Source organism: Streptomyces sp. NPDC006643 (genome assembly GCF_042870175.1).
Lineage (GTDB): Bacteria > Actinomycetota > Actinomycetes > Streptomycetales > Streptomycetaceae > Streptomyces.
In genome coordinates this window covers 209,484-234,545 of the sequence record NZ_JBIAHA010000007.1, presented here as the reverse complement: position 1 = coordinate 234,545, position 25,062 = coordinate 209,484, and the positions used below count along the sequence as shown (strand labels likewise).

22 protein-coding genes are annotated in these 25,062 nt (G+C 73.2%); 11 read left to right on the top strand and 11 right to left on the bottom strand.

The features are described from left to right. Window positions 1–34: 34 nt before the first annotated feature. From ACFYNU_RS12425 to ACFYNU_RS12415, 3 genes are all read right to left on the bottom strand, one after another. Entirely contained in the window at window positions 35–3,139 is a 3,105-nt protein-coding gene (locus ACFYNU_RS12425) for a sacsin N-terminal ATP-binding-like domain-containing protein (RefSeq protein ID WP_356587108.1), read from the bottom strand. A gap of 106 nt (window positions 3,140–3,245) precedes the next feature. Beyond that, entirely contained in the window at window positions 3,246–3,923 is a 678-nt protein-coding gene (locus tag ACFYNU_RS12420) for a hypothetical protein (protein WP_356587110.1), read from the bottom strand. 265 nt (window positions 3,924–4,188) lie between these two features. After that, complete coding sequence (locus ACFYNU_RS12415; RefSeq protein WP_356587112.1) at window positions 4,189–5,085, bottom strand: DUF3027 domain-containing protein; 897 nt, start codon at window positions 5,083–5,085, stop codon at window positions 4,189–4,191. Between the two features lie 418 nt (window positions 5,086–5,503). Here ACFYNU_RS12415 and ACFYNU_RS12410 point away from each other — a divergent pair, with 418 nt between their 5' ends. From ACFYNU_RS12410 to ACFYNU_RS12390, 5 genes are all read left to right on the top strand, one after another. Then, a complete protein-coding gene (locus ACFYNU_RS12410; protein ID WP_356587114.1) occupies window positions 5,504–6,859 on the top strand; it encodes an MFS transporter in 1,356 nt (451 codons plus the stop codon). Window positions 6,860–6,886: 27 nt separating this feature from the next. Further along, window positions 6,887–7,384 carry a DUF2771 domain-containing protein gene (locus ACFYNU_RS12405; protein ID WP_356587116.1) on the top strand — a complete coding sequence of 166 codons (498 nt, stop codon included), beginning with the start codon at window positions 6,887–6,889 and terminating at the stop codon, window positions 7,382–7,384. Between the two features lie 75 nt (window positions 7,385–7,459). Next, window positions 7,460–8,140 (top strand): futalosine hydrolase, encoded by a 681-nt coding sequence (locus ACFYNU_RS12400; RefSeq protein ID WP_356587118.1) that lies wholly within the window; start codon window positions 7,460–7,462, stop codon window positions 8,138–8,140. Further along, window positions 8,125–8,994 (top strand): 1,4-dihydroxy-6-naphthoate synthase, encoded by an 870-nt coding sequence (locus ACFYNU_RS12395; RefSeq protein WP_356587120.1) that lies wholly within the window; start codon window positions 8,125–8,127, stop codon window positions 8,992–8,994. Before ACFYNU_RS12400 ends, ACFYNU_RS12395 begins: the two co-directional genes overlap by 16 nt. A 154-nt stretch (window positions 8,995–9,148) precedes the next feature. Continuing rightward, window positions 9,149–10,177, top strand: coding sequence for a questin oxidase family protein (locus ACFYNU_RS12390; protein WP_356587122.1), 1,029 nt, complete (start codon window positions 9,149–9,151; stop codon window positions 10,175–10,177). Between the two features lie 32 nt (window positions 10,178–10,209). Here the strand turns inward: ACFYNU_RS12390 and ACFYNU_RS12385 are convergent, their stop codons facing one another. After that, on the bottom strand, window positions 10,210–10,593 hold the full coding sequence (locus ACFYNU_RS12385) for a cold-shock protein (protein WP_356587124.1): 384 nt from the start codon (window positions 10,591–10,593) through the stop codon (window positions 10,210–10,212). Window positions 10,594–10,760: 167 nt separating this feature from the next. On the opposite strand from ACFYNU_RS12385, the gene ACFYNU_RS12380 reads away from it, so the two are divergent. Then, window positions 10,761–11,066: a hypothetical protein gene (locus ACFYNU_RS12380; RefSeq protein ID WP_388766006.1), complete on the top strand. Its 306-nt coding sequence runs from the start codon at window positions 10,761–10,763 to the stop codon at window positions 11,064–11,066. On the opposite strand, the gene ACFYNU_RS12375 is transcribed toward ACFYNU_RS12380, so the two are convergent. Beyond that, window positions 11,030–11,680 (bottom strand): haloacid dehalogenase-like hydrolase, encoded by a 651-nt coding sequence (locus ACFYNU_RS12375; RefSeq protein ID WP_356587126.1) that lies wholly within the window; start codon window positions 11,678–11,680, stop codon window positions 11,030–11,032. The genes ACFYNU_RS12380 and ACFYNU_RS12375 overlap by 37 nt on opposite strands. A gap of 118 nt (window positions 11,681–11,798) precedes the next feature. Between ACFYNU_RS12375 and ACFYNU_RS12370 the strand changes: the two genes are divergently transcribed. The 4 genes from ACFYNU_RS12370 (at window position 11,799) to ACFYNU_RS12355 (ending at window position 15,308) form a co-directional block, all read left to right on the top strand. Then, window positions 11,799–12,833 carry an iron ABC transporter permease gene (locus ACFYNU_RS12370; RefSeq protein WP_356587128.1) on the top strand — a complete coding sequence of 345 codons (1,035 nt, stop codon included), beginning with the start codon at window positions 11,799–11,801 and terminating at the stop codon, window positions 12,831–12,833. A gap of 92 nt (window positions 12,834–12,925) precedes the next feature. Then, window positions 12,926–13,978: an iron ABC transporter permease gene (locus ACFYNU_RS12365; RefSeq protein WP_356587433.1), complete on the top strand. Its 1,053-nt coding sequence runs from the start codon at window positions 12,926–12,928 to the stop codon at window positions 13,976–13,978. An 86-nt stretch (window positions 13,979–14,064) separates the two neighbouring features. Continuing rightward, window positions 14,065–14,874: an ABC transporter ATP-binding protein gene (locus ACFYNU_RS12360; RefSeq protein WP_356587435.1), complete on the top strand. Its 810-nt coding sequence runs from the start codon at window positions 14,065–14,067 to the stop codon at window positions 14,872–14,874. 101 nt (window positions 14,875–14,975) lie between these two features. Continuing rightward, window positions 14,976–15,308, top strand: a complete 333-nt coding sequence (locus ACFYNU_RS12355; protein ID WP_356587130.1) for a hypothetical protein — start codon at window positions 14,976–14,978, stop codon at window positions 15,306–15,308. A 96-nt stretch (window positions 15,309–15,404) separates the two neighbouring features. Here ACFYNU_RS12355 and ACFYNU_RS12350 read toward each other — a convergent pair whose 3' ends face one another. Further along, window positions 15,405–16,469: a hypothetical protein gene (locus tag ACFYNU_RS12350; RefSeq protein WP_356587132.1), complete on the bottom strand. Its 1,065-nt coding sequence runs from the start codon at window positions 16,467–16,469 to the stop codon at window positions 15,405–15,407. A gap of 97 nt (window positions 16,470–16,566) precedes the next feature. Beyond that, window positions 16,567–17,319 (bottom strand): nitroreductase/quinone reductase family protein, encoded by a 753-nt coding sequence (locus ACFYNU_RS12345; RefSeq protein ID WP_356587134.1) that lies wholly within the window; start codon window positions 17,317–17,319, stop codon window positions 16,567–16,569. Between the two features lie 456 nt (window positions 17,320–17,775). Here ACFYNU_RS12345 and ACFYNU_RS12340 point away from each other — a divergent pair, with 456 nt between their 5' ends. Beyond that, window positions 17,776–20,355, top strand: coding sequence for a helicase C-terminal domain-containing protein (locus ACFYNU_RS12340; RefSeq protein ID WP_356587136.1), 2,580 nt, complete (start codon window positions 17,776–17,778; stop codon window positions 20,353–20,355). A 3-nt stretch (window positions 20,356–20,358) separates the two neighbouring features. Here the strand turns inward: ACFYNU_RS12340 and ACFYNU_RS12335 are convergent, their stop codons facing one another. The 4 genes from ACFYNU_RS12335 to ACFYNU_RS12320 form a co-directional block, all read right to left on the bottom strand. Next, on the bottom strand, window positions 20,359–21,144 hold the full coding sequence (locus ACFYNU_RS12335) for a VanZ family protein (protein WP_356587138.1): 786 nt from the start codon (window positions 21,142–21,144) through the stop codon (window positions 20,359–20,361). Window positions 21,145–21,238: 94 nt separating this feature from the next. Next, window positions 21,239–22,033, bottom strand: a complete 795-nt coding sequence (locus ACFYNU_RS12330; RefSeq protein WP_356587140.1) for a copper homeostasis protein CutC — start codon at window positions 22,031–22,033, stop codon at window positions 21,239–21,241. Continuing rightward, on the bottom strand, window positions 22,030–23,553 hold the full coding sequence (locus ACFYNU_RS12325) for a M81 family metallopeptidase (protein WP_356587142.1): 1,524 nt from the start codon (window positions 23,551–23,553) through the stop codon (window positions 22,030–22,032). The genes ACFYNU_RS12330 and ACFYNU_RS12325 overlap by 4 nt, the downstream gene beginning before the upstream one ends. A gap of 36 nt (window positions 23,554–23,589) precedes the next feature. Beyond that, window positions 23,590–24,822: an ROK family protein gene (locus tag ACFYNU_RS12320; RefSeq protein WP_356587144.1), complete on the bottom strand. Its 1,233-nt coding sequence runs from the start codon at window positions 24,820–24,822 to the stop codon at window positions 23,590–23,592. Window positions 24,823–25,062: the final 240 nt, after the last annotated feature.

Here is a 25,062-nt window from a genome sequence, read left to right as displayed (position 1 = left end):
CGGCCGAACCGGCCGTCCGCCGTCGTCGGCGTCGTCAGTCGAACCAGCGGTCCCGCGCCAGTTCCTCCGTACGCGACGCGTCCTCCAGCAGCGCGGCCACCTCGAAGCGGCGCGGCCACTGCCCCGCCGCCCACGCGAGCCCGGCGGCGACGCCCTCCACGGTGGCCGCGTGGACCGTGCCGTCCGGGGTACGCCGCCAGTCCAGCTCCACGCCGCCCGCCAGCAGTCGCTCGTGCTCGACGTATGTGTCGGGGGTGCCCGCGCCGAGCAGTACGTGGACGGACTCCGGCACCTCGTACTCCTCGCCCGCCGTCGTCACCTCCGCCGTGACGCTCTCGCCGAGCCGCCCGACCTGCAACAGCTCCGCGAGGTCGGCGGCGCGCGCCGGGGCCACCGGCAGCAGGGGCAGTCCGCCGGCCAGCGGCAGCAGGTCGGGGACGTCGGCGATCACGGCGTCCGCCGCGTCCACGATCCGCACCTCGCCGTCCACGACGGCGCGCAACTCGTCGGGCAGGGTGACCTGTTCGGGGTCGAGGTCGGCGATGGCGGTGTAGAGGGCGTGCAGTTGGCGGGCGGTCACGTCCCGATCCGGATCGGCCAGGCGTCCCAACAGCTCGGCGGCGCCGCCCGGTTCGTCCAGCAGGGCGGCGACCGAGGTCCGTACGCCCAGCGCGCGCAGCACTTGCGTGTCCTCGAAACCGGACGCGTCCACGGAGTCGTACAGCCCGCTCAGCAGCGGATCGCCGCCCGCCGCGCGCAGACCGGCCGGGCGGCGCCCGTCGAGCACCGGGTGGTCGCGCAGCCACCAGGCGGTGTACGAGCGCACGCTCTCGGTCGTGCCGTCGGGCAGCAGGACGCGTACGGGCGCGGTGAGCGCGTCGCGCAGCGGGGGCTGCGCCAGCAGGGCGAGCGCCTGCGGCCAGGCGTCGTCGTCCACCAGGTCCAGATCGCGTACGGCGACGATCTCCGTGGCGACGGGCGGCACGGGGGTCTCGGGCAGCCGGTCCAGGACGTCCTCGCACCAGACGTCGACGGCGTCCAGCAGTCCGGCGTCGTCCGGCTCGGCGAAGTCGCCGTCGCGCGGCTCCAGTTCGTCGGGGTCCAGGACGACGTCCGTGGCGCGTACGAGGGTGAAGTTGGCCAGCACCCCGCAGGCGGCGAGCGGCTGCTGCCCCCAGCGTTCGGCCAGGTCGGCGTCGCACAGGGCGAGTTCGTCCTCGCGCATGACGGCGGCGAACGGGCTGCCGGGCAGGACGAGTTCGCCGGCGGGGGCGAGTTCGCCCTCCTCGTCGGGCAGGGCGAGGGCGGCCAGCCACGGCTCGTCACCGACCGCCAGGTCCGCGTCCCGTACGAGGGCGAGCACGGTCTCGGCCAACTCCTCGGCGTCCAGGCCCTGTTCCTCGTCCCACACCTCGCCCGCGTCCAGCGAGGCGGCGACCGCGGCCCGTACCTCGGGAGTCGTCAGCACGGCGCGCGGGGTCGCGGGCAGCGCGCCCAGCTTCTCCAGCAGCGGGTGGGCGGCGTCGGGGTGCGCCACCTTCAGACCGAGCCTGGCCAGGTCGGCGGGCGTCTCGTCGAGCGGCAGCAGGACCCGGCGGGGGCCGATGGCCGTACGACCGCTCGCCAGCGGCACCGGCAGCCCGGACAGCCGGTCCGGGTCGACGCCGGCCAGCGACTCGTAGAGCCGCCGCCACCACTCGGGGGCGCGCTCGCTGCCGCCGATGCGCTCGATGGCGTCGCCCAGCGACAGCCGGCCCACCGCCAGGGACCGCAGCTCGGCGCGGCGTTCGAGCCCGGCGGGCAGCAACGTGGGCAGCACCTCGGCCAGTACGCGTACGGTGTCGGCGCCCGCGCCCTCCACGACCTCCGCCTCGAAGGGCCGCAGCGCGGTCAACTCCTCGCTGGGGGCGGCCGGTTCGAGGAACGCGACACGCGGCAGCCGCTGAAGGATCGCGGCCCGCAGCAGCCCGTCCAGCTCCCCCTTGCCGAGCGGCCCCGGTACGAGGTCGATGGTGCCGGTGGACACCGGCAGCCAGTCACCGAGCAGTTCGGCGTACGCCTCGGCGGCCCGCTCCACGAGGAAGTCGGTGAGTGGTCCGGGCGCGGGGTGCCGCCGGGTGGTGTCCAGCGGCAGCGAGGCGATCAGCAGAGCGGGCACGCCGAGGGGTTCGTCGGTCGGGGTGGGGGCGTGCACGACGGGTGCGGTACGGGGCGGGACCGGCGCGCCCTCGTCGTCCACGGGCACGGCCCAGGTGACGGCCCAGTGGGGCCGCAGACGTTCCTCGACGGGCCGGCCTTCGAGCAGCGCGGGCTCGGTGGCCCCGTGCCGGCTGACAACCCGCCAGCGCCGCACCTCGGTTGCCCGGCTGTCCTCCACATGCACATACGCCCCGTGGACGGCGCGCCTCAACACGCGCTCCTCGTCCGGGGTTTCGACCACGATCTCGTCAAGGCCCGGCAGGGTCAGCAGCAGCGCGTCATCGATCCCGGCGAGCAGCCGCTCCACCAGATCGAGCGCGGTGCCGTCCCGCAGGGGCAGGATGACGACGGTGTCGTACCCCTCGGGCGCGCTGCCCTCGGCGGGCAGCGGCAGGCGCAGCAGCGGCACATGCCCGTCCCGCCGGCGCAGCTCGTCGCCGAGCCCCGGGCTCCCCTCGGCGGCCTCCCGCGCCAGGCCGCGCGCCTCGGCGAGCGACCAGCGGACACCGCCGTGCCGCCCGACGACGGCGGGCTCGTCACTGACGGCGACGACGGAGGCGAACCCGACCCCGAACCGCCCGACGGCGGACTCGTGCCCCTCCCGCTTGGCGGAGGCCCGCAGCGTACTGAGGGATTCGACCCCGGCCGCGTCGAGGGCGGCCCCGGTGTTGGCGGCCACGAGCACGGCGGGCTCCTCGGCGGTGGCCGCCCGCAGGGTGAGCCGGAGCCGCCCGGCGACACCGGCCCGGCCGGCGGCGTCGGCGGCGTTCTGCGCCAACTCGACGATCAGCCGGTCCCGGTACCCGCCGAGCGCCAGATCCTCCTCGGCGTTGGCGTCCTCCCGAAACCGCGCGGCGCCCGCGGCCCACGAGTCCAGCACCGCACGCCGCAGCCGACCCGTTCCGAACGGATCGGCCCCCTCGGTCGTCGTGACGCTCACCCTGTGACTCCACTCTGTCCGTCCGCCTACCGGTCCACTACTCGGTAAGTGTGCGGGCCCGAACGTACCGCGCGGGGCGCGTCCGGCGGGGTGGGGGTCCGGGTGACTAGTACAGGTCTTTCGGTGCGTAGGTGGGCAGATCCGGCTTCCCCATCACGCGATATCCGCGCCCGCCGTTGTCCATCACGGTGCTGCCGCCCTCCCCGTCGGCGACCCACTCCACGGCGACGGTGAACCGTATGTCCCGGTCACCGGGGGCGAGGTGAAGTTCCAACTCTTCCGGATCGCTGTCGGCGACCTTGAGCGGGAAGTCCACGAGCTCACCGCTGTCGGGTGCGATGGGGTCGACCGAGACGGGCGACTTGGTGAGACCGATCTCGAACTTGCGGGGGATCATGGGGCCCCCGCACCCCTCGGGGGTGATCATCATCCCGGACTCGGGAAGGGGCTTACTGGAAAGGATCTTGATCTGTAGGCCGGTGACGACGACGGCCTGAGCGGTCTTCGCCTGCAACGTCAGAACCATGTCCGCAGTGGGTTTCTCGCCCACGTACACCGGCACGCCCTGACTGCTGACCAGGTCGGTCTCCGGCGTCTCCCGCTCCATCTTCTTCGCCTCGTCCAGCGAAGCGTCGAGATAGCTGGGCACGCACCCCCCGACCCCGGCACTGTGCACCGTCACCCCGGACGGCCCCTTGACCTCGCTCCATAACCAGGTCCAGCCGCCCTGCACGATCCAGATGGCGAGCGCACAGACCGCCGGCAGGATCACTAACGTCGCCACGTTGTACCTGCTACGCAGCGGAGACGGAGGCCGGGGCTGGGGCGGGATCTGCGGAGGCACGGCCGGCATCGGCGGCACGGCGGGCGGCTGCTGTGGCTGTGGTCCGCCCCCCTGCGGTGTTGGAGCGCCCGGACTCGCGTTCACATGTACCTCCCCCGTCTATGTGAACTCCCGTACACCCCATCGTCTCAAGCCATCACCACGCCCGGAGGCGCTTTCCCTCGTTGTGTCCGGGATGCGGCGTCGGGTGTACCGCAGCGCCGGGCTAGGTCGTGTCCCCCGACGGGCCCAGGGGGAACGCGTCCGCGCCCAGTTCGTCCAGTACGTGTGGCGCCGGGCGGGGTGGGGTGGGCATGATCGCTGCCTCCGAGTGGCCGCCGCAGCCGTAGGCCAGGGAGACCACCCGGCCGTCCGCCGGCGAGAACTCGTTCGCGCAGATGCCGAAGGCCTGCCGCAGTGAGCCCGCGAGCGGCAGCAGGAAGCCGCAGGAGACGCAGGGCGCGGGCGCCGCCTGGGCCATGGGGGTCTTCGCGCCGAACGCCTCGTCCCAGCGGTCGGCCGCGATGTGGAGGCCGTACCGGGAGAGCACTCTGGCCCGGCGCATGCCCAGTTCCTCGGCGACCGACGCGATCGTGCCGCGCTCGGTGAGGGGTGTGGAGTCGTCGCGATCCGGCTCCGCGGCGACCTCGATGTCCTCCGCCTCGACCAGCTCGGCCAGGGCCTGCGGCGTGACCGCGTCCGTCACGACGGAGTTCGGCGGGGGCGCGTCCTCGCCGCTGTAGCCGGGCTCCAGGCGCAGATCCGCCGCCTCGGTCGGCAGCAGATCGCCGGGGCCCATGTCGCCGGGGCGCAGCCGGTCGCTCCACGGCACCCATTCGGGTGCCTGGAGGGAGTCGGGGCCGGGCAGCAGCACCGTTTCGTCAAGGGTGACGAGCTTGGAGCGGGACGCGCGGGCGACGGTCACCGCCCAGCGCCAGCCGCGGTAGCCGATCTCCTTGCATTCGAAGAGATGGGTGACGACGCGGTCACCTTCGGACACCGCCGCCACATGCTCGCCGACGACGCCGGGCGCGGCAGCCTCCTCGGCTGCCGACCTCGCGAGGTCTACCGCCTCGGCGCACAGGCGGTCGGGGGTTCGGCTTCGAGTCGTCGCAGCACTCACAGGTCTCGCTTCTCTCCTACGCCGTTTCACGGGTGCGCCGGCCGATTTGCGATGTACGAGCCGCGGGCGGAGCGGACCAGAGGGCCGCATCGACGTCCACGCCCGACCTCTCTCGGGCACACCTACCGTCAACCATTCTGCGGGATGACGAAGAGGCGCGCGGCCGAGAACAACCGCCGGTGGCGCGCTACGCACGCTACCCTCTCCACCGCCCGGCGCCCACCTGCACGCCCCCTTTCCCGGAGTTCGGGCAGCCCGGAGGGGGTGCGAGCGTGTTCGAAAGCCCTGGCACGGGTGGTGGAGGGGGCGGCGGGACACGCCGTGAAATCTCGGCAAAGTAATGAGAAGAACAGCCGAAGTCAGCGCGTCAGCGACGTCGCGGACGTTCCCTCACCCGAAGTGGGGGCACTATGACGGGGTGGCAGCCGTCAGGTCGTCGGAGGAGTCCGGGCCGTTCCGCAGAGCGGGCCGGTCGGTGGGTCGTGCCCTGCACCTGCCGTTCACCGGCACCGCGAAGGGCATCCGTAAGGCCACGCACGCGCACGGCGCGGGTGAGTCCGGTCTCGGCAGGCTGATCGAGCTGCACGCCGTGAACGGCGCGGGTGACGTCATGATCACCGTCGCCCTCGCGTCGACGGTGTTCTTCTCCGTACCGACCGACGAGGCCCGTGGCCGGGTCGCTCTCTACCTGGCCGTCACGATGGCCCCCTTCACCCTCCTGGCCCCGGTGATCGGCCCGCTCCTGGACCGCCTGCCGCACGGCCGCCGCGCGGCGATGGCGGGCGCCATGCTGACCCGGGCGCTGCTCGCGCTGACCATGTCGGGCGCGGTCGCGACGGGAGGCCTTGAGCTGTATCCGGCCGCCCTGGGCGTGCTCGTCGCCTCGAAGGCGTACGGGGTCGTCCGCAGCGCCGTCGTCCCACGTCTGCTGCCACCGAAGTTCCCACTGGTCCGGGCGAACTCCCGGGTGACGCTCGCGGGACTGCTCGCGACGGGTGCGGCGGCCCCGATCGGGGCCGGCCTCCATCAGATCGGGCCCCAGTGGCCGCTCTACGGCGCGTTCGTGATCTTCATCGCGGGCACTTTCCTGGCGTTCACGATGCCGCCGAAGGTGGACTCCGCGAAGGGCGAGCGCCGGGTGCAGCTGGTGGGGCGCGCGGGCAAGAAGCCGCAGCGGCCGAGCCTGCGCTCGGTCGGCCCGTCCGTCTTCAACGGCCTCCAGGCGAACGCGGCGCACCGCGCGCTCTCCGGCTTTCTGATCTTCTTCCTGGCGTTCCTGCTGCGGCAGCATCCGCTGGCGGGGCAGAGCGCCGCCGTTTCGCTGGCCATCGTGGGTGTCTCCGCCGGTACGGGCAACGCGGTCGGTACGGCGGTGGGCGCATGGCTCAAGGCCCGCGCCCCCGAGCTGATCATCGTGACCGTGCTGGGGCTGGCGCTCACGGCGGCGATCCTCGCGGCGGTGTTCTTCGGCGGGCTGATGGTCGCGGTGCTCGGCACGGTGGCCGGTTTCTCGCAGGCGCTGTCGAAGCTGTCGCTGGACGCGTGCATCCAGCGCGATGTACCGGAGGAGGTCCGTACGTCGGCCTTCGCGCGCTCCGAGACGCTGCTTCAGATGTCCTGGGTGGTGGGCGGCGCGATCGGTATCGCCCTGCCGCTCAACGGGGTGCTGGGCATGTCGGTGGCGGCCGGTCTGGTGGCGACCGGGGCGGTGTTCTCGGTACGGGGGCTGCTGGGTGCGGCCCGGCACGGCGCGCCGCACCCGCGCGTCGCGTGAGGTCGGCCGGGCGATAGCCTTCGGCTCATGACCGCCCAGTTTATCTCTGCCAGGGCCCGCCGGACCGGTGTCGCGCTCGGCGCCATGTCCGCGGGCCTGCTCGCCCTCTCGGCCTGCGACAAGCCGACGCCGCTCGCGACGTTGACGGTCGGTACGGACTCCGTGCACTCCGAGGCGACCTGTTACAACGACGGCAAGTCGCTGGGCGGGGAGGCGCAGCTGAAGACGTGCCTCAACAACACGGACGGCCGGAAGTCGATCACCGTCTCCCCCGACGACAAGATCCACTTCGGTGTCGACCCGGAGATCGCCGACAACGGCTGGACCTTCTACATCGAGGGCCAGCGGGCCGAGCCACAGCCGGACAAGAACACCTACCGCACCTTCCCGGCCAGCGCGTTCTTCTCGTCGCAGTCCGGTGAGCCGATCAAGACGGTGAATCTCAGCATCGTCGAGACGAGCGAGAAGGAGCGGGCCGTGACCGGGGTCTGGAACTTCGAGCTGAAGAACAAGTCCCTGACCTGATCCAGTCCCGATCCGGTCCCGACCCGGTCCTGATCCGGTCCCGACCTGACCTGACCTGCTGTGGGAGGGGCGTTCGTGCGCGTACTGGTGGTGACCGCCGTGTCCGCCGAGGCCGACGCGGTCGACGCGGTCGACGCGGTCGACGCGGCCTCGGGCGGGCTCGACGCCGTGGACGTACTGGCGGCCGGGGTCGGTCCCGCCGCGGCGGCCTCCGGTACGGCGCGGGCCCTGGCCCTCGCCTCCGCCGCCTCCGCGCCGTACGACCTGGTCGTCTCCGCCGGTATCGGCGGCGGGTTCCAACCGCTCGCCCCCGTCGGCTCGTTGGTGGTGGCGGACGCGATCGTCGCCGCCGACCTGGGCGCCGAGACACCCGAAGGCTTCGTCCCGGTGGACGAGTTGGGCTTCGGCCGCACCGTCCACCGCCCGCCCCCGGAGCAGGCCGCCCGGATCGCCGGACTCCTTGACGCGGTGCTCGCCCCGGTGCTGACCGTCTCCACCGTGACCGGATCGGCGTCCCGTACCGCCGAACTGACCGCGCGTCACCCGCGCGCCGCCGCCGAGGCCATGGAGGGTTTCGGCGTCGCGGAGGCCGCGGCGATGTACTCCGTGCCGGTGCTGGAGATCCGCGCGATCTCCAACGCCGTCGGCCCGCGCGACCGTTCGGCCTGGCGCATCGGCCCGGCGCTGGACGCGCTGCGGTACGCCTTCCAGCAACTCAGCCCCGTCTTCGAGGAGTCGCCATGGCAGACACCGTGAGGCACACCGCCACTCCGCCCCTGCGGATCGCGTACTCGCCCTGCCCCAACGACACGTTCGTCTTCGACGCGTGGGCGCACGGCCGGGTGCCCGGCGCGCCCGAGCTGGACGTGACGTTCGCCGACATCGACATCACCAACGGCATGGCGGAGCGCGGTGAGCTGGACGTGCTGAAGGTGTCGTACGCCGTGCTGCCGTGGGTCCTCGACGAGTACACCCTGCTGCCGTGCGGCGGCGCGCTCGGCCGGGGCAACGGTCCGCTGGTCCTGACCCGCGAGCCGGGCGCCGACCTGACCGGCGGGACCGTCGCCGTACCGTCCGAACGGTCCACCGCCTACCTGCTGTTCAGGCTGTGGGCGGCGGAGGTCCTGCCCGGCGGGGTGGGCCGGATCGTGGTCATGCCCTTCCACGAGATCATGCCGGCGGTGCGCGACGGCAAGGTCGACGCGGGGCTCGTCATCCACGAGGCGCGCTTCACCTACCAGGAGTACGGGCTGCACCGGCTCGCCGACATGGGCGAGCACTGGGAGTCCACGACGGGCCTGCCGATCCCGCTGGGCGCGATCATCGCCAAGCGCAATCTGGGGACGGACACGCTTCAGGCGTTGGCGGACTCGGCGCGTACGTCGGTACGTATGGCGTGGGACGACCCGGAGGCGTCACGCCCGTACGTGCGCGCCCACGCGCAGGAGATGGACCCGGCGGTCGCGGACCAGCACATCGCGCTGTACGTCAACGAGTTCACCGCCGATCTGGGCCCGGACGGGTACGCGGCGGTACGCGGCCTCCTCACCCGCGCGGCGACGGAGGGCCTGGTCCCCTCGCTCTCCCCCGACGCGCTGACGTTCGGCTGACCGGACCGGACAGGACTCCGGTCAGGACTCCGGTCAGGGCTCCGGTCAGGGCCTCGGCACTCGGACTTCGGACTTCGGTCCTAGGCCCGAGCGCCGCGGGGTTGGTCCGCGCGGCCGATACGCGGCCGGAGCCCGGCGGCCTAGCGTCGTCCGCATGCCCAACGAAGCGAACACGAGCGGTGTCCTGGAAGAAGCCCTGGAGCGGCTGCACGCCTCGGGCCCGGAGATCTACGACTGGCGCCTGACCAACCACGCCCCCATGGTCGTCGAAGCACTGGCCACGCACGGCCGGTCGGCGTCCGTGCACCGCTGGCTGGACGCGTACGAGGAGAGGCTCGACGACTTCCCCGATCCGGTGTCCCCCGTCACCGACGCCAACTGGCGCGAGGCGCTGGGTGATTCACGCCGGGGCGCCGACTGGATCGGCTACTTCCTGCGCGCGATCGAGGAGCGGCCCTGGCGCGACGTACTCGCCGAGTGGTGGCCCCGGCTGCTGCCCGGCATGTACGGCGGCTCCACGCATCCCGTGATCCGCGTCGGCCACGCCGTACGCGTGATCACCGGCAGCGGCGAGACGGCGCCGCGCCTCGCCGAACTCGCCCACGGCCTCGGCTACTGGGCCGCCCGGCACCACCCGGTCTCCGGGGTCGCCCCGCTCCCCGGCGCCCCCGACGCCGACGGCGCGCTGGACGCCGTACCCCCGATCGGCGACCTCGACGGCGGCTTCACGGACCGACTCGCACGGGTCGACCGGCTGCCGGTCTGGTCGGCCGACGTGACCGACCCGGACGAGGCGCGGCGCCGGCTCACCGAGCTGGTCGGCGCGTCGACGCGCCGCTACGCGACCCACGGCCACGGCAATCCGACGATGCTGGTCCACGCGGCGACGGCGCCGAACGCCGTGCTGCGTACGCTGCCGGCCCTGCCGCGCCAGCTGTGGGTGCCGAGCCTGCACGCGGCGTGGACGGCCTCGGCGGCGGTGACGTCGATGTACGCGCCGCCGGAGCCGGTCCCGTACGCACCGGCCGCCGGCGTCACCGCCGAGGAGGTCCTGGAACGGGCCCTGGCCCACGGCGACGAGCACGTCATCAAGTTCGCGGACACCGCCGTGGACGTGGGCGACGCGCGGTCACTCGCCGCGGCGCTGCGCGCGGTGGAGCTGAGCGAGCCGCTGCGCTACTGAGCCCGCGGCGAGCGCGGCGAGCCCGCCGGGGGTCAGACGTCGAGCTGGTCCGCGACCGCGCGGAGCAGGCCCGCGATGTTCGCGCCCTGGGCCTTGTCCGGGTAACGCCCACGCTCCAGCACGGGGGTGATGCTCTCCAGCAGGGTGGTCAGGTCCTGGACGATCGACGCCAGTTCGTCGGGCTTACGGCGCTGGGCCGCCGCCACCGAGGGGGCGGGGTCGAGAACGGTGACCGAGAGGGCCTGGTCACCGCGCTGACCGGCGACGACGCCGAACTCGACGCGCTGGCCCGGCTTCAGTGCGTCGACTCCGGCAGGGAGGACCGATGAGTGGACGAAGACGTCGCCGCCGTCGTCACGGGAGAGAAAGCCGAAGCCCTTCTCACGGTTGAACCACTTGACCTGGCCGGTAGGCACGTCTGTCCTCGTCCTCATATGTGTTGGGGGCGCTGGCGCGCTCAAAAACGGCTCTGGATAGCACTACAGCGGGTCGGACGACCCGCCAAACCCAAGGCTAATGGTCCAGGGGCTGGTGACAAGACGTCGCCGGTTGGTTCCTGTCCGCAGGGAACTACCCTGGCCGAGTGACTGCTACTCCTTCATCACCCACGGCCGGACCCGCCGCCGACACGGCCGCACCCACCGCCGACACGGCCGGTCCCGGCGATCGGCTGGTTCGTGTCGGCGCGATCGTTTTCATCGTCGGCGCGGTGGCCACGCTGGTCACGGTGGCCCCGCTGTTCCTCGGGACGGATCCGTTCCCGACGATCGCGTACGCGCTCTCCATGCTGATGGGCGTCGGCTTCGTGATCGCCGGGGCCGGACTGCTCCGGTCGATCGCCGCGCAGCGCCGTCAGGCCAGGTCGGCGCCGGCCGATCCGCTCGTGTAGGACCGCAGCCACGCCGGGAACGCCAGCAGGTCCGGCAGGACCACCTCGGCGCCCGCCGCCCGCAGTTCCTCCTCGTCGCAGGGGCCCGTCGGCACCGCGACCGAGAGCGCGCCCGCCGTGCGGGCGCCCCGTACATCGCCGGTGTGATCCCCCACGTACACGCTCGCGCCGTGCGCGCGCAGCGCCTCCGCCTTCGCTTCCGCCCACAGCCAGCCGATCACCGCGTCCGGTTCGACACCGAGGTGCGCGAGGTGCAGCTTGGCGTTCGGCTCGTGCTTCGCCGTCACCACGATCGCCCGCCCGCCGAGCGCCTGGACTGCGGCGACGGCTTCGCGCGCACCGGCCATCAGCAGCGTCGGCGCGATGGCGTGCGTGGGATAGATCTCCCGGTACCGGTCGCCCATCTCGGCGATGCGGTGCGCCGGGAACCAGTGCGCCAGTTCCTCGTCGAGCGGCGGGCCGAGCCTGGTCACGGCCAGGTCGGCGTCGATCGGGACGCCGGTCTCGGCCGAGAGCGCGAGATAGGCGGCGTGGATGCCGGGCCGGGAGTCGATGAGGGTCATGTCGAGGTCGAAACCGACGGTCAGCGGCCGCGCGTCCGGGAGCGAAGTCATACAGGCATTGTGCCTGGACCCATCCGCCGGACTGTGGCCGGAACTCGACGCATAGACTTAGCCAAGCCTTACCAAGCCTCTCCGCTCTCCCTCCGAGCCCAGTATCCGATTGGTCCCGATGCCAGCCGCCGCCCCGACGACCCACCGCACCAGACGCGCCCTCGTCGCCCGCCGTACCGGCTGGACGGCCGTCGCGGCCGTGGCCCTGCTGCTGGCGGTCCTGCTCAGCCTCGCCGTCGGGGCCCGCGCCGTCGCGCCGAGCGCCGTGCTGGACGCCCTGCTGGGCGGGGGGCACGGCGAGGACGCCGAGGTCGTACGGCAGCTGCGGGTGCCCCGTACCGTCATCGGCCTGATGGTCGGCGCCGCGCTCGCACTCGCCGGTACGGTCCTCCAGGGCATCACCCGCAATCCGATCGCCGACCCCGGCATCCTCGGTATCAGCCAGGGCGCGGCGGTCGGTGTGGTCATGGCCATCGCGTTCGCCGGGGTGCACACGCTGACCGGATACGTGTGGTTCGCCTTCGCCGGGGCCGCCGTCGCGTCGGTCGCGGTGTACGCGATCGCCACGCGCGGCAGGGGCGGTGCGACACCGGTCAAACTCGCCCTCGGCGGCGCCGCGATCAACGCGCTCCTGGTGTCGGTGACGATGGGCATCCTGACGACGCGGGCCGCCGCGCTCGACGAGTTCCGCTTCTGGCAGGTGGGGTCGGTCGCGGGCCGGGACGGCGAACTCGTCGGCCAGGTCTGGCCGTTCCTCGTCGTCGGCACGGTGCTGGTGGTGAGCGTGGCGCGCGGGCTCGACGCGCTCGCGCTCGGCGAGGACGTCGCGAAGGGGCTCGGCCAGAACGTCGGAGCCGTACGCGTCGTGGGCGGTGTCGGCGCGACCGTACTCGTCGGTGTGGGTGTCGCGGCGGCGGGCCCGATCGCGTTCGTCGGCCTCGCCGTCCCGCACATCGCGCGGGCGATCGTCGGCAACGACCACCGCTGGCTGATGCCGATGGCCGCGCTGATCGGGCCGGTGATGCTGCTGACGGCCGATGTGCTCGGGCGGGTGCTGTTCCCGCCGGGCGAGGTGCCGGCGGGTGTGATGACGGCGCTGCTGGGTGTGCCGTTCCTGGTCGCTCTCGTACGCAGGAAGGCGGTACCGGCGTGAGTACGGGCACAGGCACGGGTACGGACACGGGCACGGGCACGGGCACGGGCACGACGGCTCTCGGCCGGAAGGCCGGCGCACCGCACGCCGGGGTGCGGCCGGCCGGATACTCCCTCGTACGCACCCGGTTCGGCGCTCGGCGCGTGTCGTTCCTCGTGCACCGGCGCGCGGCGGCCGTCGCGGGCGCCCTCGTGGTACTCCTCGCTCTGACGTGCGTCGCGTACCTGAGCGTCGGCGAGAGCTTCGTCGCCCCCGCCGAGGTGGTGAAGGTGATCCTCGGGCAGCCGTCGTCGGACGAGTTGGTCGTCGGTACGCTCCGGCTGCCGCGCATGGTGGTCGGTCTGCTCGTCGGCGCCGCCTTCGGTGTCTCGGGCGCCCTGATCCAGACCGTCGCCCGTAATCCGCTGGCCAGCCCGGACATCATCGGTGTCACACAGGGCGCGAGCGCGCTGACGGTCTTCGCGATGACGTACGGCGTCACGTCGTTCGCCGTCCTGCCGTATCTCTCCGTCGCGGGCGGCATGCTGGCGGCCGTCCTCGTGTACGTCTTCGCCTGGCGCGGCGGGCTGCACGCCACCCGCTTCGTCCTCATCGGCATCGGCTTCGCCATCGCGCTGCGCTCGCTGACCACGCTCTTCATGACGAAGGGCGACTATCTCGTCGCCCAGCAGGCGCAGGTGTGGATGACGGGGTCGCTCAACGGCCGCGGCTGGGACGAGGCCGCGCCGCTCGGCTGGGTGCTGCTGATCCTGCTGCCTGCGGTGGCGTGGGCGGCGTACGCCCAGCGCACGGTGTCGCTGGACGACGGGACCGCCACCGCGCTCGGCGTACGCCTGGGGCATGTACGGCTCGGGCTCGTCCTGCTCGGCGTCGTACTCGCGTCCGTGGCGACCGGCACGGCCGGTCCGGTGGACTTCGTGGCGCTGCTCGCACCGCAGATCGCGCGGCGGATGACACGTACGGCACAGATTCCGCTGCTGTGCTCCGCCCTGCTCGGCGCGGTGATCGTGGTGCTGGCCGACCTGTTCGCGCGCAAGCTGTTCGCGCCCACCGAACTGCCCGTGGGGGTGCTCACGGCCGCGATCGGGGCGCCGTATCTGATCTGGCTGATCATTCGCAGCCGTACCGCAGGAGCTGGGAAATGAGCACGGGCATGGACATGGGCAGCGGCGCGAGCACGGGCACGGGCACGGGCACCGGCGTGAGCACAGGCGCGGGCGCGGGCACCGGCGTGAGCAGGCTCAGGGCGCGGGAGCTGACCCTCGCGTACGACGACCGCACGGTCGTCCACGACCTCGAACTCGCCGTCCCCGACGGCCGGGTGACCGTGATCGTCGGCCCGAACGCCTGCGGCAAGTCGACCACGCTGCGCGCGCTCGGCCGGCTGCTGAAGCCGAAGAGCGGTTCGGTGCTGCTGGACGGCGAGGAGTTGGCGAGGATCCCGACGCGGAAGATCGCGCAGTCGATTGGTCTGCTGCCGCAGTCGCCCTCCGCGCCGGAGGCGATCACCGTCGCCGACCTCGTCTCGCGGGGCCGCCAGCCGCACCAGCACTGGTGGCAGCAGTGGTCGGAGGAGGACGAGCGGGCCGTCACGGAGGCCATGGCGCGTACGGATGTGACCGACCTGGCCGAGCGGTCGGTCGACGAGCTGTCGGGCGGGCAGCGGCAGCGCGTGTGGATCGCGATGGCGCTGGCGCAGGAGACGGATCTGCTGCTGCTCGACGAGCCGACGACGTTCCTGGACATCGCGCACCAGGTGGAGGTCCTGGACCTGGTGCGCCGCCTCAACCACGACCAGGGACGCACGGTCGTGATCGTGCTGCACGACCTCAACCAGGCGGCGCGGTACGCCGATCACCTGGTGGCCATGAAGACGGGCCGGATCGTCGCGGAGGGCCGTCCGGACGAGATCGTGACGGCGGAGCTGGTACGGGAGGTGTTCGGCCTCGAATCGGTGGTGGTGCCGGACCCGGTGACCGGGTCGCCGCTGGTGGTGCCGGGGGCGCCGTACTGGCCGGAGCGGGAGACGGGCCCGGCGTAGACGTTCCCGTGGCCCCTTCGCGTAGACGCGGTCAGCGGGGGCAGCCGGAGAGGGAGCCGACGCGGGACGAACGCGTCGACCGGCGACGGGAGATGACGGACATGGCGACGGAGGAGCGGAACCGGGAACGCGGCGACGGCCGGGAACGCGCGGCGCACGACGGCCCGGGAGGCGGGACGGCCCACGAGCCGGAGCCGCTGCCCGATCTCGCGCACGGCACGGTCCAGCGGGCCCAACTCCCCGCCCGGGTCGCGGACATCGCCTGGACGGCGCTCGTCATCGTGCTGGGCGTGTGGGTGCTGGCGAGCGCGGTCGGTATCGCACGGGGCACGGAGAACGCGTGGGTCTTCTGCGCGGTCGGCGCCGTGCTGTTCGCCGTGGCGCTACGCGCCCGTCTGTCGACACTGAAGGCCCGCGCACGCACGCGCCTCTGAGACTTGCGTACGGTCCCGGCGGTCCCGGTGCCGGCCACGCGGCCCCGTTCGCCCCTCACGGGGTGGGCGGGGCCGCCGCTTGCCGGGGACGCCGGTTCAGCCGCGCCGTGAGCGCCACACCAGGAACAGCGCCGAACTGACCGCCGCCACCCGGACCACCACCGGCCAGGTCTCCGAGATCGCCTCGCCCATCGCGTCGTCGGCGATGACCTCGCCCCAGCGTTCCGTCGTACGGCCCCAGAGCCAGACCCCGCCCCCGACGACGGCCACGATCGGCAGCCCGAACACCGCCAGCTTCGCCTCGAAGCGCGACATCCGGCGTGAGGCGTACGCGAGGACCCAGCCTCCCGCCAGCGCCAGCCAGGAGCCGGCCACCGCGCCGACGACCAGGAGGGCGGCGGCCAACAGCAGGTAGGGGTTGGTGAGTTGGAGTCCGGGCCGGGCTTCGACCGGGGCGGCCTTGCCGGCGCGGCGGCGCAGTCGTGGGAGCAGGCCGCGCCGTTGGGGCGCCTCCTCCTCGTCCACCGCGTCGTCGTCGGCCGACTCCTCCTCCTTCTCTGCGAGTTCTTCGGGTGTCGGCGGCGGCTTGAGTATCTCGGGGATCTCGACACCGCCGACGAACCCGGAGACTCCGGTCGCCGTCCCCGTGGGGCCGGGTTCCACGCGCCACCAGTCCGGTTCGCCGCCGGCCGGGCCGAATTCATACGCTCCGGCCGGCCGGTGCGGGGACCCGGTGGGTTCGGCGGGTGGGTAGGGCACGGCGGGTGTGTGGCGCGCGTCGGACGTGTCGTCGGATACGGACCTGCGCGTCTGCTTCGGTACGGCGGGCCGGAGGCCACCGAGCAGCCCGCGCCCGCGCTTGCCGCGCTGCTTCGGCAAGTTGGCGGGTTCGGACGGCGGCTCGGCCACCGGTTCCTCGGCGAACGCGTTGCCGCCCGCCGCCGCCGCGTCCACCACCTGGTCCGGCGTACCGAGCCGTCCCAGGATGCGGCGGACGGCGGCGGGGCTGTCGCCGCCGAACTTGCCGCGCTGCTTGTCGATCTCGCCCCGCAGACCGGAGACGAGTCTCATCCGTTCACCGGAGGACAACTGCCGTTGCTGGGCCACATCTCCGACCCGGCTCAGATAGTCGTAGACGAGCTGGTCGCTCTCGATCCCCACACTGCCCTCCGCACACGCGCGCCGTACCTCCGGCCGATGGTGTCGCGCCCGTACTCGTACGTCCAGTACGACAGGGTCGAACGGTTACGGCGGGGTCCTACCTGCCCGGAGGCCACGGCACCTCCGCCACCAGCGGCAGGATCACCTCCTCCTCGTAGTCGAGGTGCGCGGTCAGCTCCGTCGTCATCTCCGCCAACTCCGCGCGGAAGCGCGGCGGTTCGGCCACGCCGATGTCGGCGAGCAGCGCCACCAGCCCGTCCTGGATCCGTGCGACGGTGCGGTGTTCGGCGCGGAGCCGGTCGAAGACGTCCGTCAGGTGGGGGTGGTACTGGGCGATCCCGGGGAACAGATGCCCGTCCTCGCTGGTGTGGTGGAAGTCCAGGGCCTGGCAGAACGCCAGGCAGCGCTGCCGGATCTGGAACCCGAGGGCCGGCGCCGACCGTTCGCCGGTGTCCGCCGGGCCCGCGAAGTGCGCGTCGACGTCAGCCGTCACCAGCCTGAGCTGGGCGCGCAGTTGGTCGTGCACCTCCAGGATCTTGTCGGCGAGGGTCCGCACCTCGCGCGGGCTCCCACCGTCGTCGGGCACGGCCGGCTCCAGCACCACGACCTCCCCTTCGGCCGGGACAGCGAGGGCCTGGAAGGTGCGGCTGCCGATCTCGACGCCCACCACGGGGTGGGCGAGCAGATCGCGGTACCAGTCAGGGGTGTCCGCCCTGTCGACGAGCAGCGAGCCGCCGCGGTGGACGTATCCGAGGGTCGTGGTCCTGGCGGTCCCCGATTCCGCGTCGGTGGTGGTCAGCAGAAGGGTGTTCGCCGGTGCGGTGGTGGGCTCTGTGGGCTTTGTGGGCATATGTGCCTGATTCTCCGGAAGATGAGGGCAGCCCTCGGACACGGCAAAGCCGGCCCGGCTGCGAAGAGAAGGGTGTGAAGAGCGGGATGTGAGGAGCGGGGTGTGAAGAGAAGGGTGTGCGGGTGAAGTGCGACGTGCGGTGGCGCGCCGAGCGCGCTCGCTATGTCACGTACGGGTCGCGGAGTACGTACTCATGGCGGATCCCCTGTGTGAAGGGTGCTCGCCCGGTCCACCGGCCCGCCCACTGCTCTTCGGCCGGCGCCACGCGGCACCACGCCCATTACACGCAGCCGCCCGGCACCTGTCAACAGAACCCGGACACCGACCCCCGGCGGCGAACCCGGGCACCGTCCGGGACGCCGCACGGCCCCCCGACGGCCGGCACCCCGGTCATCCGTCCCACAGGGGCTAACGTGGGGCGGATGGGAACCAGCTAGCCCGCCCCTGGAGGCGCACGTGTCCGAACGATCCGGCGGAACGCCCCCGCGTACGCTCGCGGAGGCCCTGCGCACCCGCGACGACGACGCGCTCGGCGCCCTCCTGCGCGCGCGTCCCGACCTGCTGAGCCCCGTACCGAACGATCTCGGCCAGCTCGCCACCCGCGCCGGCACCCGCGCCTCCGTCATGCGGGCGCTGGAACGGCTCGACCGCTTCACGCTCCAGACCGCCGAGGCGCTGGCCGCCTCGACCGACCCCGCGCCGTACGAGGCCGTCCGCGCGCTGATGACCGGCGACGAGGGCGATCCGCGCGTCGAGGCCGCCCTGCCGCGCGCCGTCGCCGCGCTGCGCGAGCAGGCGCTGATCTGGGGCGCCGACGACCGGCTGCGGCTGGTCCGTACGGCCCGCGAGATCCTCGCCCCGTCCCCCAACCACCCCTCCCCGACCGGCCTCGGCCCGACCGTCGCCGAGGCCACGGCGGGCATGTCGCCGGGGCGGGTCCAGGAGATCATCACCACCGCCGGGCTGCCGTCCACGCACGACCCGGTCTCGGCGGTCACCGCGCTGGCCGCGCTTTTCACCGACCGCACGCGCATGGCGGCGCTCCTCGACACCGCCCCGCCCGACGCGCTTGCCGTGCTCGACCGGCTGGTCTGGGGGCCGCCGTACGGCGAGATCACCTCCAAGCCCGCACCTCCCGTGCAGTGGCTGCGCGACCGGGGGCTGCTGCTGCCGACCTCCACGCGCACCGTCGTACTGCCGCGCGAGGCCGCGCTCCATCTGCGCGGCGGGCGCGCGCACCGGCACACCGAGCCGGAGCCGCCGGAGATCCTGCCGCACCCCTCCACGTCGTTGACGTCCACGAGCCGTCCACAGGTTGTGGACAGCGCGGCGGCGGCCCAGGCGTACACCGCGCTGGAGACGGTCGAGGAGCTGGCCAAGGAGTGGAACGAGGGCGGCCCGAACGTCCTGCGCGCCGGCGGCCTCTCCGTACGCGACCTCAAACGCACCGCCACCGCACTGGACACCACCGAGCCGATCGCCGCCTTCTGGGTCGAACTCGCCTACGCGGCAGGGCTGTTGGCGGCGGACGGCGAGGCGGACGAGCGCTACGCGCCGACCCCCGCCTACGACCAGTGGCCCGACCTTCCCCCGGCCGAGCGCTGGGGCCGGCTGGCCACGGCGTGGCTGGGCGCCACCCGCACCTCGGGCCTCGTCGGCAGCCAGGACAGCAAGGGCCGTACGCTCGCCGCGCTCGGCCCTGACCTGGACCGGGGCAGCGCGCCGGAGGTACGGCGCCATGTGCTCGGCCTGCTCGCGAGTCTTCCCGAGGGCACCGCCCCCGACCCGGAGAGCGTGCTCGCCCGGCTGCGCTGGGAGCGCCCGCTGCGCGGCGCGGCGGCGAGCCGGCCGGAGGACCTGCGGGCCCGTATCGCCGCGTGGACGCTGAACGAGGCGGAGATGCTGGGCGTGACCGGGCGCGGCGCGCTGTCCTCGCACGGACGTGCGCTGATCGCGCCGGATTCGGCGGACGGCGCGGCGGCGGGATCGCACGGCGGGGTGACGGGGTCGCAGGGCGCGGCGATGGAGTCGTTCCCGAAGCCCGCTTCCCGTACGACCGCCGCCAGCCCCGGGGAGTCGTCGGTCATCGGCCTGCGCGCCGCCCGCGCGCTGGCGCCGCACCTCCCCGACCCGCTCGACCATGTCCTGCTCCAGGCGGACCTCACGGCCGTCGCCCCGGGGCCGCTGCTGCGACCGCTCGCCGAGACGCTCTCCGTGATCGCGGACATCGAGTCGCGCGGCGGCGCGACCGTCTACCGCTTCACTCCCGCGTCCGTACGCCGCGCGCTCGACGCCGGGATGTCGGCGTCCGACCTGCACGCGTTCCTCGCGGCGCACAGCCGTACGCCGGTGCCCCAGCCGCTCAGCTATCTGATCGACGACATGGCGCGGCGGCACGGGCATCTGCGGATCGGTTCCGCTTCGGCGTACGTACGCTGCGACGACGAGGCCGTCCTGGACGAGATCCTGGCCGACCGGCGCTCCCACGCCCTGCGGCTGCGCCGCCTCGCGCCCACCGTCCTGGCCGCCCAGGCCGACCCCACGACACTGCTGGACGGGCTGCGCTCGATGGGGCTCGCGCCGGCCGCCGAGTCCGCCGAGGGCGACGTCCTGGTCACCCGCGCCCACGCGCACCGCACCCCGCCCCGTACACCGCCGGCGCCCGTGCCCGACGGACCGCCGGTGCCCGCGCCGACCTTGCTCGGCGCGGCCGTACGGGCGATCCGGGCCGGGGACCAGGCGGCGACCGTCGTACGCAAGACGCTCCCCGAACCGGCGTCGGCTGCGCCGAGCGGCGACCTGCCCCGCACCACGTCGGCCGAGACACTGGCGACGGTCCAGGCCGCCGCGCTGACGGGGTCGGCGCTCTGGATCGGCTATGTCAACGCGGAGGGCGCGGCGAGCCAGCGCGTGATCGCGCCGGTACGGGTCGAGGGCGGTTTCGTGACGGCGTACGACCACACGGCGGACGAGGTCCGCACCTATCCGCTGCACCGCATCACGGGCGTCTCGGAACTGGCGGACGACCCGGCGTAGCGGCTAGCCGCGGGGCCGCCGACGAGGCGCGGCCGGCTTCTTGCCGGTCGTCCCGCCGGCGGTCTTGCCCATCGCGGGCTTCCCGACGGCAGGCTTCCCGGTCGCGGCGGCCTTCTTGGCGACCGGCTTCTTCGACATGTCGTGCTTCTCCGCCACCGGCCCGCGCTTCATCGCGCCGCGCATCCGCTGACTCCACGGAGCGCGCCCGGCCGGCTCCACGACCGTGCCCTCGCGCCGGGCCTTCCTGCGGGCCGCGCGCTCCCGCTTCCGCTCCAGCTCCCGCTCCTCCTCCTGCCGGGCCCGCCCCTCCAGCGAACGGAACCCCAGTGTGTGGAAGCGGTGGCTGAACCGGCGACCCACCAGCAGATACGCCAGGAACGCACCGCTCGTGTTCATGATCACGTCGTCCACGTCGAAGGCCCGGCCCTCGACGATCGCGCCCTGCGCCAGTTCCACCACGGTCATCGTGATCGCGGTCAGCGCCACCACCCTGACCATCCGGAACCGGCGCGGCACCAGCACCGGCAGCAGCAGCCCGAACGGCGCGCCCATCAGCACATTGCCGCCGACCTGCTTGCACGCCGCGAGGAAGGTGTAGTCCTCGGCGTACTGCCGCAGCGAATGCCCCGGCTGGAGATTGGCCCCGGCGATCTCCGAGGAGGCGGGCGACGGGGTGAGCGTCAACTCCGCGAGTACGGCGGCGAACGCGACGAGCAGCAGCAGCGCCACGACGAGGATGACCACCCGTAGCACGGCTCCGCCCCACGACGTACTCCATGTCGAGTGCACAGGTGTCGAGCCATCCACCACGCGGGCGCCCGTGCGCCCACCCGTTCGTTCCGTTTCAGCGGCCATACGGCCCACTTGCCCCCGCCCGGCCCGCCTACGCCCCCGAACCGCGCCGGCCCGTTTCCCGGAGGCGCAGCACCGCATCCCGTGCCTCGGCCACCACTTGGGGATCGGTGACGAAGTGGGTGTCCTGCTCGGCCGACGCGCCTCCGGCGCCGAGCGGTACCCAGCGGCCTCCCTGCCGGGGCCGCGCCCTGGCCTTGGCGGAGAGATGGACGGCGCGGGCCCCGGCGGAGACCAGGGCCGGGATGTCGGCGGGGCGCATCCCGCCGCCGGCCATCACCTCCAACCCGGCCGCGGCGGCGGCCATTTGGGCGATCACCGCCAGCCCCCCGGCCGCGGTCGGGGCGCCGCCCGAGGTGAGGACCCGGGTGAGGCCGAGCGAGGGCAGCAGTGCGGCGGTGGCCACCGGGTCGGCGGACTGGTCGACGGCGCGGTGCAGGGTGATGTCCACCGGGCCGCCCGGGGCGGGGGCCGAGGCGCGGGCCGCGTCGGCGAGCCGGGCGACCGCCGCGGTGTCCAGGGCGCCGTCGGCGGTCAGTGCGCCGATGACCACGCCGGCGGCGCCGGAGGCGATGACGGACCGCACCTCGGCGGCCATCAGCGCGATCTCCTGCGCGTCGTAGACGAAGTCGCCGGGCCGGCATCTGACCAGTACCTGTACGGGCAGCCCCTCCCGGGCGACCGCTTCCACCAGGGCTGCCGACGGGGTGAGGCCGCCCAACTCCAGGGCGGCGCACAGCTCGACCCGGTCGGCGCCGTTCTCCCGGGCGGCGCGGGCGCCGGCCGGCGAGGTGACGGCGATCTCCAGGGCGGGCCGCGCGGTCATTCGTCGTCCCCGGTCAGCGGCTCGTCGGAGGCGGGGATGAGGCGCGCCGACAGGTCCGGGCCGGGCATCTCGCGGTCGAAGGGGAACATCGGGCGGCGGATGCGGTGGTGGCCCAGGCGTACCAGGTCCTGATCGACGCCGCCGGGGGTGAGCGCCATCTTCCAGCCGACCGACATGTCGAAGAGTTCGGGCTCCAGATAGCCGATCTTCACGATCACGATGTCGGCGCCGCGCGGGTCGAGATTCAGGTCGGTGAAGTCGTGCTCGTGGTGGTACGGCTTACGGAGCTTGGTGAGGATCGCGTACACGCTGCCGACGCGGACGACGACCTCGGTCTCGGCGTCCCGGTCGCCGTGCCGGACGGCGTGCACCACACCGGTCAGGGTGACCGGGCCCGCGTGCCGGTCGTCCACCTCGGCACCGGCGGTGACCGTGACGGTGGCGCCGACGCCCGCGGCGACGGCGGTCTCGACGGCGGCCGGTCCGGGCACCGAGGCGTAGATGACGGTCGGGCCGTCGTCCTTCCGGAACTCCGGGCGGGCCAGCAGCCGGGTCAGGCCCCAGGTCACGTCACCGGCGCCGCCGGCGGTCGGGTTGTCGCCGGTGTCGCTGACGAAGTACGGGCGCAGGTCACCGGCCAGGGCCTCGTCCAGGATGGCGTCGAAGGTGCCGGTGGGGGCGACGAAGTCGAAGTCGTCGCGGGCCTTCCAGAAGCCCTCGGCCAGGCGCTCGGCACCGGCCGACACGGCGGCCCGGTCGGGGCCGGTGACCACGACCGCGGCGCGGTTGCGAGGTTCGTCGGCCCAGGCGTAGCCGACCCATATCGCGGCGTCGGTCACGCCGTCCACGGCCTCGGTCTCGGCCACGGCCGCGTACACGCTCCTGGCCGGCTCGATGCGGGTGGAGGTCTGCTCGCCGGCCAGCAGCACCGGCACCGGCACCCAGGCCTTGACGGGGCGGGGCGCGCCGGTGACCAGCAGGTCCACCAGGTTGCGGACGGCCCGCTCCTTGGTCTCCATGTGGTCCTCGTGCGGGGCCATCCGGTAGCAGGTGATCAGGTCGCTGCCGTGGACGAGTTCGCGGGAGACGTTGCCGTGCAGGTCCATCGAGGTGGAGACGATCACGTCGGGGCCGACGGTGGCGCGGATACGGTCCAGCAGCACCGCCTCGGCATCGTCGACGCCCTCCACGGTCATGGCGCCGTGGATGTCGTACCAGAGGCCGTCCGGCCTGGGCAGCGCGGCGAGGCGCTCGATCAGTTCGTCGGTCAGCTCGGTCCAGGCGGCGGCGGTGACGGTGCCGCCCGGCAGTGACTTGCCGACCAGGGCGCCGTGCCATTCGGCCGCCTCGCGCAGTTCCTCGCCGGGGGCCAGGAAGGGGTAGCGGTCCAGTACGCCGGCGCCGCGCGAGGGGTGGAACGCGGGGGCCCCGGTGCGAGCGGGGGAGAAGGTGGACGACTCGATGCCGAGTCCGGCGATGGCGATGACCGGGCGGGCTGCGGCGGTGCGGGATTTCGGCATGGCTCCTCGTGGCTCGTACTCGTGGCGGGTGGGGCGTCAGGCGTGGCGGGGCGCGGGGGTCCGGAACCGGTCGGTGGCCGGTTCGGTGCCGCCGACCCCGCGCAGGGCGTGCGCCAGGGCGCGTTGCAGGGCGAACTGTCCGGCGCCGACCAGTCCGGCGTCGGCGCCCAGGCTGGCCCGCTCGATGGTGAGGTGTTCGGTGACCAGCGGGTGGCAGCTCTCGTAGAGCTGGCTGCGTACGGCGGCGACGAACGGTTCCAGGGTGGAGAGGATGCCGCCGAGGTAGACGGCGTCCGGGTTGAAGAAATTGACGTTGGCGGCGAGCACCTGGCCGAGGTAGTCGCCGGCCCTGCGGACCGCGCGGGTGGCCTCCGGGTCGGCGTCGGCGGCCAGTCGCACCACGTCCTCCGGGCGGCCGACGTCGAGGCCGCGTTCGCGCAGGATGCGGACCAGGGCGGCGCCGGACGCCACGGTCTCCAGGCAGCCGGTGTTGCCGCAGGAGCAGGGGATGTCGCCGCCCCCGCCGATCCGGATATGGGTGATGTCGCCGGCCACGCCGGTGGCGCCCCGGTAGAGATGTCCGTCGACCATGACGCCGGCGCCGATCGCGGAGCCGATCTTCACCATGATCGTCTTCCGGTACTCGGCGGGCCGTACGGTGTGCTCGCCGACCGCCATGCAGTTGGCGTCGTTGTCCACGGCGGCCGGGACGCCGAAGCGTTCCTCCAGCCAGGCGGTGACGGGGAACCGGTTCCAGCCCGGCATCCGGGACGGCATGACGGCCGAGCCCGACACGATGTCCACCGGTCCGGGCAGCGAGAGCCCGACGCCCCGCAGTTGGTCCCGGCCGCGCTGCTCGGCCAGCGCCTCCAGGGTCTCGGCGAGCCGCGACAGGGCCGCCTCGGGGCCGTCCGCGATCAGGAAGGGGACGGTCGAGACCTCGGTCAGCCGGCCGCCGGGCAGCACGACACCGATCCGGGCGTGCCGGCCGCCGAGGTCGGCGGCGACGGCGAACTCGTCGTTGCTGCCCAGTCTCAGCGCTTTACGGGGGCGCCCGCCGGTGGAGGACTGGGTGCCCTCCTCGGCGATGAGCCCGCGCTCCACGAGCTGGGCCACGCTGAGCGAGATGGTGGAGGCGGAGACGCCGAGCAGTCCGGCGAGTTCGGCGCGCGACGAGGCCTGGCCCGAGGCGACGAGTTCCAGGACCCGCGCGGCAAGGGCTGAGGTGCCTTTGGCGGCTTTGCCGTCCCAAGCACTTATTCCAGTCATGTAAGAACTAACTTCCGCAACGGGGTGTGTGGCGACGACAGTATGCCCGCCTTTCGCACAAGGGAAGAGTCCGGCGAAGAAAGTGAGCCGTCCCGGAAGTCCCTCAAATCAATCCAAATACCCCCACGAAAGCGGGGAGATCAAGGCCCGGAGACTTTCTTCGAATTCGCAGTAACTTACTTGTTACTAATTCTTGCTTTGTTTCTCAGGTGTGTCGGGCGTTAGCTGTCGTGAACGCAG

What these genes read in the sequence shown, in the direction of transcription:
- ACFYNU_RS12405 (WP_356587116.1), top strand. Translation starts at nt 6,887, where the DNA reads ATGACCGCCCAGTTTATCTCTGCCAGGGCCCGCCGGACCGGTGTCGCG.
- ACFYNU_RS12395 (WP_356587120.1), top strand. Translation starts at nt 8,125, where the DNA reads ATGGCAGACACCGTGAGGCACACCGCCACTCCGCCCCTGCGGATCGCG.
- ACFYNU_RS12390 (WP_356587122.1), top strand. Translation starts at nt 9,149, where the DNA reads ATGCCCAACGAAGCGAACACGAGCGGTGTCCTGGAAGAAGCCCTGGAG.
- ACFYNU_RS12375 (WP_356587126.1), bottom strand. Translation starts at nt 11,680, where the DNA reads ATGACTTCGCTCCCGGACGCGCGGCCGCTGACCGTCGGTTTCGACCTC.
- ACFYNU_RS12370 (WP_356587128.1), top strand. Translation starts at nt 11,799, where the DNA reads ATGCCAGCCGCCGCCCCGACGACCCACCGCACCAGACGCGCCCTCGTC.
- ACFYNU_RS12355 (WP_356587130.1), top strand. Translation starts at nt 14,976, where the DNA reads ATGGCGACGGAGGAGCGGAACCGGGAACGCGGCGACGGCCGGGAACGC.
- ACFYNU_RS12345 (WP_356587134.1), bottom strand. Translation starts at nt 17,319, where the DNA reads ATGCCCACAAAGCCCACAGAGCCCACCACCGCACCGGCGAACACCCTT.
- ACFYNU_RS12330 (WP_356587140.1), bottom strand. Translation starts at nt 22,033, where the DNA reads ATGACCGCGCGGCCCGCCCTGGAGATCGCCGTCACCTCGCCGGCCGGC.
- ACFYNU_RS12325 (WP_356587142.1), bottom strand. Translation starts at nt 23,553, where the DNA reads ATGCCGAAATCCCGCACCGCCGCAGCCCGCCCGGTCATCGCCATCGCC.
- ACFYNU_RS12320 (WP_356587144.1), bottom strand. Translation starts at nt 24,822, where the DNA reads ATGACTGGAATAAGTGCTTGGGACGGCAAAGCCGCCAAAGGCACCTCA.